Genomic DNA, 11,747 nt, shown 5'->3' on the forward strand with positions numbered 1-11,747 from the left:
AAACGGCGGCCGTCACGCTGAGTCGCCGCAAGTAATGGTGCAAGCGATGTTGCCACGGGCCGCGGCCGTGCGCTGCCGTCACGGTCCGTGAACTGCCGCCTGGGGCCCTCAGCGTAGACGCCGCCCTCCCGGCACGGGGGGCCGCCGCGCCGGGCGTTCCCCGGGGCGGGGTGGGTCCTTGGGCAGAGCGTGACCCGCTCCACCGTCTACGCCCGGGCGCTGCGGCGTGACGCCGCTGTGCTGCTGGAGGACCTTGAGGTGGGCAGGTGGGTGCCCAGCGAGGCGGAGCGGGACTTCGCCGAGGGCCTGGCCCGTCTCCCCTGGGACGGCCCGCACTACCGCGCCGCCTTGGACCACGTACCGCCCCAGGTGCGTGGCGGGCGGCTGCTGGGCGTCCTGGCCCCGGCGCCGTCGATGCCCTGGACCAGCCCGAGGCCGACGTCGACCAGGCGCTGGTGACGCGCTTGCGGCTGCTGGTCGACGCCCTCGCCCCTGCACCCTGACACCGCCTGCCCGCACGACGACACCACAGGGGGCGTCGGGGCGGCACCCTTTCCTTCCCCGTGCCGGTTCGCGGGGGAAGGGTGCCGGGTGTTGCGGCCCGGCCGGGCTGGGCTGGGCCCAGGTGTCTCAGCGTGGCTCGGGCAGCCGGTTGAGACCCGTCGGTACTAGATGTTCGGCGGGGGGACGACCACGCCCGGTGGGTTCACAGGGGCGGCGTCGGCGCTGCCGCAGCGGTTGAATGGTCCGGTCATCGACACGCTGATACCGTTGCCGGTCACGCTCCCGGGGTGGGTGCTGACTGTGTTGCCGACGGTGGACTGGCGGTAGGTGTTCTGGCAGTTGTTGCCGAATGCCGGCGCCACGACGTCCACGATCCCGCCGGCCCGCGCCGGGCTGGCGCCTGCGAGACTCCCTGCCAGGGTCGCAGCAGCCAGGACGGCACGGCAGCGGAGCGCGAAGTCATACCCGTTTCAACGACCCGCCGACGGCAAGTACACGAAGCCTGCGGGCGAGCTGGACGCACACCGCGCCACCAGCGGTCGAAAAACAGGCACTTACGCGGGCAGGCTCGTCACCCGGGCCAAACGGCACTGAACTGACGATCAAGACCGTCAGCCGCCCCCGCAACGCCGCCGGCTTCGTGGTCGTGCCCCGCCGCTGGGTGGTCGAACGCTCGCTCGCCTGGATCATGCACGCCCGCCAGCACGCGCGGGACCGCAAACGGCTCGTCCAGCACTCCGAGACCCTGTCACCTGAGCCGCGATCACCCTGATGGCCTGATGGCGATCTGAAGGTGGACTTCGACCGGGGAACGGTCGGCCTCCCCCTGGCTGGAGGACACAACGGACTGCTCCAAGGCCAAGTGCATCGCCCTGACCTTCGACGATGGCCCCGCCACCTCCGAGACGGGAACACTGCTCAAGTACCTCGCCCAGTACAAGGCGCGGGCCACCTTCTTCGTCGTCGGCCAGAATGTCGCCACCCACCCGGATATCGTCCGTGCCGAGGTGAAGTCCGGCCACGAGATCGCCAACCACTCCTGGAACCACCCGGGCCTCACCAACCTCACCCCTCACCCAGAGCCGCTCCCAGCTCGAACGCACCAACGCGGCGATCAAGGCCGCCACGGGCGGGGAACCGACACTCTTCCGCCCCCCGTACGGCGCGATGGACGACACGGTCAAGGCGGCCACCAGCCTCTCCCCCGTCCTGTGGGACATCGACACCCTGGACTGGAAGGACCACGACTCGCCAAGGTCACCCAGACCGTCACCTCCTAGGCTGAATCGGGTGATGTCGTCCTGCTCCAAGACATCCACCGCACCTCGGTCTCCGCCGTCCCTCAGATCCTGCACACGCCGACCGCCCGCGGCTACCGCTTCGTCACGGTCAGCCACGTGCGCGTGACCCTCTGATCACAGCCGAATCGAGTGCCGGAGGATCCGGCATCCGACATCCGGCCGCAGGCGAGGCCGGCCCGCTTACCGTGGCTCACCCGTCTCCCTGGCAGCGACCGGGGGGACGGTCTCAGGGGTGGGCACCGACCCGGCCCAGGTCGCCATGGGGTCGAGAACGTCGCGCAGGTCCTCGCCGAGGGAAGTGAGGCGGTACTCGACTCGGGGGGATCTCCGCATACGTGGTGCGGATGATGATGCCGTGGGTCTCGAACTGGCGCAGCCGACTGGTCAGAGTGTGGGGGCTGATGCCGGGCAGGGCCTGGCGCAGTTCGGCGAAGCGGTGAGGGTGGCTCAGGGCCGTTGAGGAGTGTGAGGAACCGGGCCGCACCGCACTCGGGAAGACAGGGATCGGTCATTTGTCGACGGCGCAGTACGCCTGCCACGAGGTGTAGCCGAGCGGGGTCCACACGCGGGCGGTGCGCGGCGCGGGCGCGGGCGCGGGCGCGGGCGGCGAGCACCGCACGGAGGGCCGGACGTCGTGCTAGCCGAACAGCCGCCCGGCTGGTAGGGGCGATTCCGATTCTGTGCCACACGCGGCGGCACCCCGCCGCACCGTCACCGCTTCACCCACCGTCATCACCGGCCGCCACCGGCCACCATCTCGGACCACACCGGCAGCCGACACGCAGCACCGCCCATGAGCCGACTTCGCCCGCTGGCAAGGCCAAGGCGGAGGCGGAGGCGGAGGCGGAGGCGGAGGCGGAGGCGGCCGAGCGAGCGACTGGGGAGAAGGCCCGCCAGCGTGAGCAGCAAGCGGAACCACGTCCCGACGACCATGCACTGGAGCAGTGCCGCCGTGACGCGGGCGCGGATCGCGTCGTACTGGAGGGGTTGCGGCGTCGGAGGGTTCAGATGCCGAGGAGGACGGATGCGGGGATGGGCGGGTGGAGCGGGATTCTCGGGATGCCTGTCGCCGTGAAGACCGCAACCGGGAACGCCAGGGGCGGCAGGGCGAGCGCCGCGCCGGCCAGTACGTTCCGCCTCGGGGGTGCCTCGGCGGGCGGGCCGGGTGTCCGGCCGCCCTCCGGGGCGGTGTTCAACAGTCGTGCGTCCCGTCGTCGCAGAATATGAGGCTCACCGGGCGGGCGACAGGCCAGTTCTCCGGTGGGGTCTGGATGCACCCGCGGACCTGGCTGCCGCACGAAAGCGGGCGGAGCAGCCGTGGTATGACCTGGGTCACCTTGCTGTTTAGACAGATCTGTCTAATAGTTTCTTAGACAAGGCAGTCTAAAGGGAGAGAGCGTCATGAGCGATCTGTCCGGCAAGACCGCCCTCGTCACCGGAGCAACCTCCGGTATCGGCAGGGCGACGGTGCGAACGCTGGCGGCGCGGGGGGCGACCGTGATCGTGAGCGGCCGTGACGCCCGGCGTGGAGCGGAAGTGGTGCAGGAGATCGAGGCGGACGGCGGGACGGCCCGCTTCATCGCCGCGGACATCAGCGACCCGCAGGAGGTGGCCCGGCTGGTCCGCGAGGCAGGCGAGGTGGACATCCTGGTGAACAACGCCGCGACCGCCACGTTCGGCCCCAGCGCCGGCATCGACGACGAGCAGTACGACGCGATGTTCGACAGCAATGTACGCGCAACGTACCTGCTGACCGCAGCCCTGGCCCCGCGGATGGCCGGGCGGGGCAGCGGCAGCGTGATCAACGTGAGCAGCGCGGCAGGCACGATCGGAGACGTCAACAACGCGGTCTACGGGGCCACCAAGGCGGCGATGAACTCGCTGACCCGCGCCTGGGCGGCCGAGTACGGCCCGGCCGGCGTGCGCGTCAACGCGGTCGCACCCGGCCCGGTCTACACCCCCGCCCTCCCCAAGGAGGCGGCCGACAGCTTCATCCCCGTCATCCCGCTGGGCCGCGTCGCCCAGCCGGAGGAGATCGGCGAGGTGATCGCCTTCCTCGCCGGGCCGGCTGCCTCGTACGTGAACGGGGCCACCATCGCGGTGGACGGAGGCCGCACCGCGGTCTGACCGTACGATGGAGACATGACATCGACGGCAGGTTCGAGCAGACGTTCCGCACGTGAGCGCCTGCTCGAGACCGCCGACCGGCTCTTCTACGCCGAGGGCATCCACGCGGTCGGCATCGACCGGATCCTCGAGGAGTCCGGCGTCGCCAAGGGCTCGCTCTATTACAACTTCGGCGGCAAGGACGGCCTGGTCCGGGAATACCTGCTCCGTCAGCACGCCCGCTGGGTGTCCACCATCGACGCGGCGGTCGCCCACGAGACCGATCCGTACGCGCGGATCATCGCGGTGTTCGACGCACTCGGCCCGATCTTCGCCGAGCCCGGCTTCGCCGGCTGCACCTTCCACCACGCCGCCGCCGACTCCCAGCCCGGCAGCACCGAGGACCTCGCCGTCAAAAAATTCCGCGTCTGGCTGCACGAGCTGTTCACCAGCCCGGTCATAGAAGCCGGTTATCCCAACCCCCGGCGGCTGGTCACCCAACTCGTCCAGCTCTTCGACGGCGCCAACCTCGCCGCCGCCGCCGACGGCGACCGGTTTGCCGCCGAGGCAGCCAGGGCCACGGCCGAGGTGCTCCTCGCCGCCGCCGTATCCTCCTGACGAATTTCGGGTATGAGCACGCTTCTGGCATGAGCCGATGTCGGAGAATTCGATCGCTGACGAGCAGTCGGCCGCGCTGTTACGCACGCCGCAGCTCAGCCTTGCCACCGGCGAACCCGACGTGGCGACAGCCCAGGCGGACCGGTCACGCAGCCACCAGCCCCAGGCTGGCAATGCGTGTCCTTGCGGTCGGAGTATCGCCGCTTCGTCCTGTGTCTTGACGGCCCCGCCGGTGTACTCCGTTCGGGTGGCCAGGTCCCGCTTGGGGCATGGGCCGCGCAGGCCGGCGATCCGCCACCGCTGGGCGAGTACCGCACCTTCCGGGTCCCCGTCGCCGACGTCGCCCGTATCACCGGCCTGGACCTCGGACCGCTCCCGGACGCCGACCGGCTCCCCCACGCCGTCCGGGCCGCGCACGCCGGGACACCGGTCCCTTCGACAACGACACAACCGCGGACTTGCCGGTTCACCAGCCTGCGGTGGACTCACCATTGCTCTTCTCGGGCGGTGTGAGCGCCAGCTTCGTACTCGCCGGGTACGGGTGCGCCACCCTGTCGCGGCACGGTCGCGCACCAGTCGGTGCGGGCGTGAGACTGCGCGGCCTGGCTGGCTTGTTCGGCGCTGCGGCGATTGCCATGTACGTGTGGGGCTCCCTCTGCGTCGGCGACGCGGTCCTGGAGGCTGAGGACGGCGGGACGGGCTCGGCTCCGACCCCGAGGTGCGTCGAGGCCGGCGGGAAGGACGCAGCCGCCCAGGTCGACGGCCACCGGATCGAGTACCTGCCGCTGCGGTTCGTGTGCCACACCGAAGACGGCGGCTGCACCGCCGCTGTCCCCGGCTACGTGAGGCAAGCGGGGGCGAGGCCAGCCCGGGGCGGTGGCCTGCCGGGAGAAGTGATCAGGGTCGTTGCTGGTGTTCATCGCCTTCCGGCCGGATGTCTCGCGGCCGGGTGCCTTGGGATTCGCCGCCCTGGCTGGTCGGCGCGTCGTTGCACGTGTGCGCTTGCTGCTCCACTGCTCCCGGGCAGCCGTCAGGAACGGGGGCCGTCGACGCCTGGGGGAAGCCGGGGAAGTCTCGACCTCGGTGGTGGGGGGTGGTGGTCAGGGAGCCGTCGACGAAGATGGAGCTGCCGGACAGAAGGGTTGCGAGCTGGGCTCGGGCGGCGTACAGGGCGGCGGTGTATCAGGCAGGGCCGGAGCCGATGACGCTGACCTCGCGCACGTCGTCCTGGTGCGTCACGCTTCCTTCCTGGCGGCGTCGATCTCGGCGATCAGGGCTTCGACGCGGGCCTTGATCTGGTCGCGGATGGGGCGGACGGCCTGGACGCCTTTGCCCGCGGGGTCCTCGAGGGTCCAGTCGAGGTATTTCTTGCCGGGGAAGACGGGGCAGGCGTCGCCGCAGCCCATGGTGATGACGTAGTCCGAGGCTTGGACGGCTTCGGGGGTGAGGGGCTTGGGGGTGGCGGCGGTGATGTCGATGCCGGCCTCCCGCATGGCCTCGACGGCGGCAGGGTTGACCTGGTCGGCGGGCAGGGAGCCGGCGGAGCGGACCTCGATGCGGTCGCCCGCGAGGTGGTGGAGGAAGCCGGCGGCCATCTGGGAGCGGCCCGCGTTGTGGACGCAGACGAACAGCACGGAGGCGAGTGGGGTGGAGGCCATGGGTTGTTCCCTCACAGGATGGGTCGGCGGGGCGACGCCGGGCCGTTGATCAGCGTGGGCTGGTGTCAGCACCCAGTGATGTGACAGTATCAGGCCATGATGACGTCAGTCGACACTGACCTGATGCGGGTGCTGGCCGACCCGCTCAGGCTGAGGATCGTGACCCTCCTCGCCCACGAGACGCTGTGCACCACCCACCTGGTGGAGGAGACCGGTGCCAAGCAGACCAATCTCTCCAACCACCTGAAGGTGCTGCGCGAGGCCGGGGTCGTCGAGACCGAGCCGTGCGGGCGCTTCACCTACTACAAGCTCCGTCCGGACGTCATCGCCTCGCTCGCCGGGCAGTTCGCCGCACTGGCCGAGACCGCCCGCGCCACCGCCGCCGCCGACACCAAGAGGGCCTGCCCGTGACCCGCACCGCAGCACCCGAGACCGCCGAGGACGCCTCCGTCGTCGCCAAGCTCTCCACCCTGGACCGCTACCTGGCCGTGTGGATCCTCGCCGCCATGGCCGCCGGCCTGGGATTGGGCCGGGCGATTCCCGGCCTGAACGACGCCCTCGCGGCCGTGGAGGTCGGCGGGATCTCGCTGCCGATCGCGCTCGGCCTGCTGATCATGATGTACCCGGTGCTGGCCAAGGTCCGCTACGACAGGCTGGACGCCGTCACCGGCGACCGCAGGCTGATGGTCTCCTCGCTGGTCGTCAACTGGGTGCTGGGACCTGCGGTGATGTTCGCGCTGGCGTGGATTTTCCTGCCGGACCTGCCCGAGTACCGCACCGGGCTGATCATCGTCGGCCTGGCCCGCTGCATCGCCATGGTGATCATCTGGAACGACCTGGCCTGCGGCGACCGCGAGGCCGCCGCCGTCCTGGTGGCGCTCAACAGCGTCTTCCAGGTCATCGCGTTCGGCCTGCTGGGCTGGTTCTACCTCGACCTGCTGCCCGGCTGGCTGGGCCTCGGTGACGGCGAGCACCTGGACATCTCGATGTGGGAGATCGCCCTGAACGTGGTCATCTTCCTCGGCGTCCCGCTGCTGGCGGGCTTCCTCACCCGCCGCATCGGCGAGAAGAAGCTGGGCCGCGAGGGCTACGAGCAGCGCTTCCTGCCGAAGATCGGCCCGTGGGCGCTGTACGGCCTGCTGTTCACCATCGTCGTCCTGTTCGCCCTCCAGGGCGACACCATCACCTCCCAGCCGCTGGACGTGGCGCGGATCGCGGTGCCGCTGCTGGTGTACTTCGCCCTGATGTGGTTCGGCACCTTCGCCCTGGGCCGCGCCATCGGCCTGGCCTACGACCGCACCGCCACCCTCGCCTTCACCGCGGCGGGCAACAACTTCGAACTCGCCATCGCCGTCGCCATCGCCACCTTCGGCGTCACCTCCGGCCAGGCCCTCTCCGGCGTCGTCGGACCCCTGATCGAGGTGCCGGTGCTGATCGGGCTGGTGTACGTCTCCCTCGCCTGGCGCAAGAAGTTCACGGACGCCCGCTGATGGTCCGCGTGGATGTGGTGGTGGTCGGCGGCGGCCAATCGGGGCTCGCCGCCGGCTACCACCTGCGCCGCCGAGGGCTGGACTTCGCGGTCCTGGACGCCCAGCCGACACCGGGCGGGACCTGGCAGCACACCTGGGACTCGCTGCGCCTGTTCTCCCCGGCCGCGTACTCCTCGCTGCCGGGGCGCCTCATGCCCGCCCAGCCGGGGCAGACCTACCCGGACGCCGGTCACGTGGTGGGCTATCTCGCCGACTACGAGAAGCGCTACGACCTGCCCGTGCAGCGCGGCGTCCAAGTCCGCTCCGTCCACCGCGACGGGGCCCTGCTGCGCGTGGAGACCGACACCGGCGACTGGCGGGCGCGGACGGTCATCAGCGCCACCGGCACCTGGTCGAGGCCCTTCCTCCCCGCCGTCCCCGGCCGCGAGGTCTACGCGGGCCGACAATTGCACACCGTCGGCTACCGCCGCCCGACCGACTTCGCCGGGCAGCGCGTCATCGTGGTCGGCGGCGGCAACTCCGGCGCCCAGATCGCCGCCGACCTCGCCCTGAACGGCATCGAGGTGACCTGGGCGACCCAGCGCCCGCCGCGGTTCCTGGCCGACGACATCGACGGCCGGGCCCTGTTCGACGCCGCCACCGCCCGCCGCCGCGCCCTGGACGAGGGCCGCCCCGACACCGGCGGCGTGGCCTCGCTCGGCGACATCGTGGCCGTTCCCCCGGTGCGCGCCGCCCGGGACGCGGGAGTGCTGACCGCCGAGCCGATGTTCACCCGCCTCACCGCGACAGGCGCCGCATGGGCCGACGGCACCCGCGCCGAGGCCGACGCGATCGTCTGGTGCACCGGCTTCCGCCCTGCCCTGGCCCATCTCGCCCCGCTCGGGCTGCGAGGCGAGCAGGGGCGGATCCCGACCGACGGGACCCGCGCGATCGGCGAGCCGCGCCTGCACCTTTTGGGCTATGGGGACTGGACCGGCCCCGCCTCGGCCACGCTGATCGGGGTGGGCCGCCCGGCCCGGGAGGCGGTACGGCAGATCGCCGAGCTGCTGTGAAGTGCCTCCGCGCTGTCCGGTGAGTCAAGCGGTGGCCGCTCGGCTCCGGCGTCGTTGAGCCGCCGGCCGCCCGCCGGGTGTGCTACGTGACGGCCGGGCTGCGGCGTTCGATGAGGATGACGTCGCGCCAGCGACCGTGGTGGCGGCCGATGCGCTCCCGGGTGCCGATCACCCGGAACCCGGCGCGTTGGTGCACGGCGAGGCTGGCCGCGTTCTCCGGGAAGATCCCGGACTGGATGGTCCAGACGCCCGCGGCCTCGGTCGAGCCGATGAGCGCCTTGAGCAGCGCCGAGGCGATACCGCGGCCCCGGGCGGCGGGGTGGACGTACACCGAGTGCTCCACCACCCCGGCGTACGCGCACCGGTCGGACACCGGGCTCGCCGCGACCCAGCCCAGCACCGCGCCGCCGCCGTCCAGCGCGACGAAGCGGTGCTCGGGCAGCTTCGCCTCGTCGAACGCCTCCCACGGCGGGGCGGCCGTCTCGAAGGTGGCGTTGCCCTCGTCGATGCCCGCCTGGTAGATCGCCACCACTTCCCCCGCGTGCTCGGCGGTCATGGGAACGATGACGGCACTGGACGGGCCGGTGGTGCTGGACACGTGCGCGAATCCTCCTGGTGCGTGCAGGGTCACTCCACCCCGGCGGTGATGAGGAAGTTGCCCATGGCGGCGAGGACGGAGGGCTCGACCCGGTAGTACACCCAGGTCCCGCGCCGCCGGGAAGTGAGCAGCCCGGCCTCCCTGAGCTTCTTCAGGTGGTGCGAGACGGTCGGCCGGGACACGCCCACATCGGCGATGTCGCACACGCACGCCTCCCTGCCCTCGTGGGAGGCGATCGCGGAGAACAGCCGCAGCCGGACCGGGTCGCCGAGCGCGTTGAACATCCGTGCGGCCCGCTCGGCCTCCTCGGCGGTGAAGGGCTGCTCGGTCAGCGGCGGGCAGCACGGCACCACCGCGCCCCGGCCGGCCTCGGGACTCGGCAGCGGCAGCACCTCGGCATTCGACATGTGTCTATGTTGACACATGGTGAAGCAGGGCGGGGAGGTTCGTGGGCAGGTCAGCTCCGCGACGGCTGGGCGGCCAGGCGACGGGTGACGCGGGCGGCGTCGCGCCCGACTCCGCGCAGGGAGTTCGAGGACGGGCTGCGCTGCCATTCCAGTCCGACGAACGCCAGACCCGGGTGGGTGAGGGACGCCCCGCCCCGGTGCAGCGGATTCCCTGCCGCGTCGAGAGCGCCGAGGTCGGCCAGATAGGGCAGGTCAGGGCGGTAGCCGGTGGCCAGTACGATCGCGTCCACCTCCTCGACCCTGCCGTCCGACCAGGTGACCTTGCCTTCCTCGACGGCGGTGAACAGCTCGCGGCGGTCCGGGGCGCCGGCGGCGAGCGCGGCGCGGTAGCGGCCGTCGTCGAAGACCGGCTGGGTCGGGGCGGTGCGGACGAAGCGGCCCAGCGGCGCGGTGTCGATGCCGGTCCACTTCAGCCAGAAGTGCAGGTCCCGGCCGAGGGTGCGCTGCCGGGCGAACTTCACCGGGTGGCGGGTGGCCAGCGTCACCCGCGCGGCGGAGGCGAGTTCGGCGGCGATCTGCACCGCGGAGTTCCCCGCGCCGACCACGATCACCCGCTGTCCGGCGAACGGCTCGGGGTTGCGGTACTCGGCGGCGTGCAGCAGCGTCCCGGTGAAGTGCTCCAGGCCCGGCAGGGCGGGTCGGTGGGGGCGGCCGAAGCTGCCGGACGCCGCGACCACCGCCCGCGCCTCCAGGCTCCCGCCGTCCTCCAGCTCCACGGTGAACCCGTCTCCGTCGGCGCGTACGGCCGTCACCCGGCTGCGGGTGCGGATCTCGGCGTCCAGGCGGGCGGCGTAGGCGGTCAGGTAGGCGACCACCTCGTCACGGTGGGGGTAGCGGTCCGGGCTGCCGCCGGTGAAGGGCATCCCGGGCAGGGAGCTGTAGCGGGCGGGTGAGAACAGGGTGAGGCTGTCGTAGTAGCGCGGCCAGGCTCCGGCAGCCTGCTCGGATGCCTCCAGCACCACCGGCTTCAGCCCGTGCTGCGTCAGGGCGCGGGCCGCGGCCAGGCCGGACTGGCCGGCACCGATCACCACCGCGTCGACGTGCGTCATGGAGAGCCCCTTGATTCGGCGAACATGAATTTTGACAGACATCAAAACAGGTGGGACCCTGATGGTACAAGCCATCGACAGATGTCTAAACGTGCAGGGAGTCGCCGTGAACACACCCGCAAGTGCGCTGCCCGTGGTCGTGATCGGGGCCGGGCCCGTCGGCCTGGCCGCCGCTGCCCACCTCTTGGAGCGCGGTATCGAGCCGCTGGTGCTGGAGGCCGGGGACACCGCGGGCGCCGCGGTGCGCCAGTGGGCGCATGTGCGCTTGTTCTCCCCGTGGGGTGAGGTGATCGACCCGGTCGCGGAGAAGCTGCTCGCTCCCACCGGCTGGACCAGGCCCGAGCCGGCCGCCTACCCCTTGGGCGGCGAGTGGGCCGAGCACTACCTCCAGCCGCTGGCCGACGTCCTGGGCGAACGCGTGCGCTTCGGCGCCCGCGTCACCGGGGTCTCCCGCGCCGGCCGGGACCGGGTCGTGGACGCCGACCGCGACACCCAGCCCTTCACCGTGCACACCGCCACCCCCGACGGCCGCGAGGAGCGCCTCCTGGCCCGCGCGGTCGTCGACGCCTCCGGCACCTGGGCCACCCCGGGCCCGGCCGGCGGGGACGGCCTGCCCGCCCTCGGCGAGAAGGCCGCCGCGGACCGCATCACCCACCGCGTTCCCGACCTGGCCGACCCGGCCGTGCGCGCACGGTACGCCGGGAAGCGCACCGCGGTCATCGGCTCGGGCGCCTCCGCCTTCACCGCCCTGGCCCACCTGGCCGACCTCGCGAAGGCCGGGGACGGCGCGGGCACGCACGCGGTGTGGATCCTGCGCCGCGGCATCACCGGCTCCACGTTCGGCGGCGGCGAGGCCGACCAGCTCCCCGCCCGCGGCGCCCTGGGCCTGGCCGCCAAGGCCGCC

Annotated in this window: 12 protein-coding genes and 4 pseudogenes; 10 read left to right on the forward strand and 6 right to left on the reverse strand. The window is 71.9% G+C overall.

The window, feature by feature from the left end; genetic code table 11:
* Positions 1-189: 189 nt before the first annotated feature.
* The gene (locus tag ACYVO2_RS34230) at positions 190-459 is read left to right on the forward strand and encodes a hypothetical protein (protein WP_461011998.1); all 270 of its coding nucleotides are present in this window, start codon (positions 190-192) and stop codon (positions 457-459) included.
* 209 nt (positions 460-668) lie between these two features.
* Here ACYVO2_RS34230 and ACYVO2_RS34235 read toward each other — a convergent pair whose 3' ends face one another.
* On the reverse strand, positions 669-866 hold the full coding sequence (locus ACYVO2_RS34235; RefSeq protein ID WP_461012011.1) for a hypothetical protein: 198 nt from the start codon (positions 864-866) through the stop codon (positions 669-671).
* A 193-nt stretch (positions 867-1,059) separates the two neighbouring features.
* Between ACYVO2_RS34235 and ACYVO2_RS34240 the strand changes: the two are divergent.
* From ACYVO2_RS34240 to ACYVO2_RS34250, 3 pseudogenes are all read left to right on the forward strand, one after another.
* Positions 1,060-1,252, forward strand: a pseudogene (locus ACYVO2_RS34240) (IS5-like element IS4811 family transposase); the annotation flags it as partial.
* A gap of 82 nt (positions 1,253-1,334) precedes the next feature.
* Positions 1,335-1,565 (forward strand): annotated as a pseudogene (locus tag ACYVO2_RS34245) (polysaccharide deacetylase family protein); the annotation flags it as partial.
* A gap of 25 nt (positions 1,566-1,590) precedes the next feature.
* Positions 1,591-1,911 (forward strand): annotated as a pseudogene (locus ACYVO2_RS34250) (polysaccharide deacetylase family protein); the annotation flags it as partial.
* A gap of 74 nt (positions 1,912-1,985) precedes the next feature.
* Here the strand turns inward: ACYVO2_RS34250 and ACYVO2_RS34255 are convergent.
* Positions 1,986-2,289 (reverse strand): annotated as a pseudogene (locus tag ACYVO2_RS34255) (winged helix-turn-helix transcriptional regulator).
* Between the two features lie 917 nt (positions 2,290-3,206).
* Here ACYVO2_RS34255 and ACYVO2_RS34260 point away from each other — a divergent pair.
* Entirely contained in the window at positions 3,207-3,932 is a 726-nt protein-coding gene (locus ACYVO2_RS34260) for an SDR family NAD(P)-dependent oxidoreductase (protein ID WP_461011999.1), read from the forward strand.
* Positions 3,933-3,947: 15 nt separating this feature from the next.
* Positions 3,948-4,529, forward strand: coding sequence for a TetR/AcrR family transcriptional regulator (locus ACYVO2_RS34265; protein WP_461012000.1), 582 nt, complete (start codon positions 3,948-3,950; stop codon positions 4,527-4,529).
* A gap of 1,235 nt (positions 4,530-5,764) precedes the next feature.
* On the opposite strand, the gene ACYVO2_RS34270 is transcribed toward ACYVO2_RS34265, so the two are convergent.
* Positions 5,765-6,187 carry an arsenate reductase ArsC gene (locus ACYVO2_RS34270; protein WP_461012001.1) on the reverse strand — a complete coding sequence of 141 codons (423 nt, stop codon included), beginning with the start codon at positions 6,185-6,187 and terminating at the stop codon, positions 5,765-5,767.
* A 96-nt stretch (positions 6,188-6,283) separates the two neighbouring features.
* On the opposite strand from ACYVO2_RS34270, the gene ACYVO2_RS34275 reads away from it, so the two are divergent.
* From ACYVO2_RS34275 to ACYVO2_RS34285, 3 genes are read left to right on the forward strand one after another with little or no spacing between them, the layout of a single operon-like run.
* Positions 6,284-6,598: an ArsR/SmtB family transcription factor gene (locus ACYVO2_RS34275; protein ID WP_461012002.1), complete on the forward strand. Its 315-nt coding sequence runs from the start codon at positions 6,284-6,286 to the stop codon at positions 6,596-6,598.
* Positions 6,595-7,677: an ACR3 family arsenite efflux transporter gene (arsB, locus tag ACYVO2_RS34280; protein ID WP_461012003.1), complete on the forward strand. Its 1,083-nt coding sequence runs from the start codon at positions 6,595-6,597 to the stop codon at positions 7,675-7,677. The genes ACYVO2_RS34275 and arsB overlap by 4 nt, the downstream gene beginning before the upstream one ends.
* Positions 7,677-8,729 carry an ArsO family NAD(P)H-dependent flavin-containing monooxygenase gene (locus ACYVO2_RS34285; protein WP_461012004.1) on the forward strand — a complete coding sequence of 351 codons (1,053 nt, stop codon included), beginning with the start codon at positions 7,677-7,679 and terminating at the stop codon, positions 8,727-8,729. The genes arsB and ACYVO2_RS34285 overlap by 1 nt, the downstream gene beginning before the upstream one ends.
* An 82-nt stretch (positions 8,730-8,811) precedes the next feature.
* Here ACYVO2_RS34285 and ACYVO2_RS34290 read toward each other — a convergent pair whose 3' ends face one another.
* The 3 genes from ACYVO2_RS34290 to ACYVO2_RS34300 all read right to left on the reverse strand — a co-directional run bounded on the left by ACYVO2_RS34290 (position 8,812) and on the right by ACYVO2_RS34300 (position 10,843).
* Positions 8,812-9,285 (reverse strand): GNAT family N-acetyltransferase, encoded by a 474-nt coding sequence (locus ACYVO2_RS34290; protein WP_461012010.1) that lies wholly within the window; start codon positions 9,283-9,285, stop codon positions 8,812-8,814.
* Positions 9,286-9,356: 71 nt separating this feature from the next.
* Positions 9,357-9,734 (reverse strand): ArsR/SmtB family transcription factor, encoded by a 378-nt coding sequence (locus tag ACYVO2_RS34295; RefSeq protein ID WP_461012005.1) that lies wholly within the window; start codon positions 9,732-9,734, stop codon positions 9,357-9,359.
* 50 nt (positions 9,735-9,784) lie between these two features.
* The gene (locus ACYVO2_RS34300) at positions 9,785-10,843 is read right to left on the reverse strand and encodes a flavin-containing monooxygenase (protein WP_461012006.1); all 1,059 of its coding nucleotides are present in this window, start codon (positions 10,841-10,843) and stop codon (positions 9,785-9,787) included.
* A gap of 106 nt (positions 10,844-10,949) precedes the next feature.
* On the opposite strand from ACYVO2_RS34300, the gene ACYVO2_RS34305 reads away from it, so the two are divergent.
* On the forward strand, positions 10,950-11,747 hold a 798-nt coding region (locus ACYVO2_RS34305; RefSeq protein WP_461012007.1), incomplete at its 3' end, for an FAD-dependent oxidoreductase.

Source organism: Streptomyces capparidis (assembly GCF_054782095.1).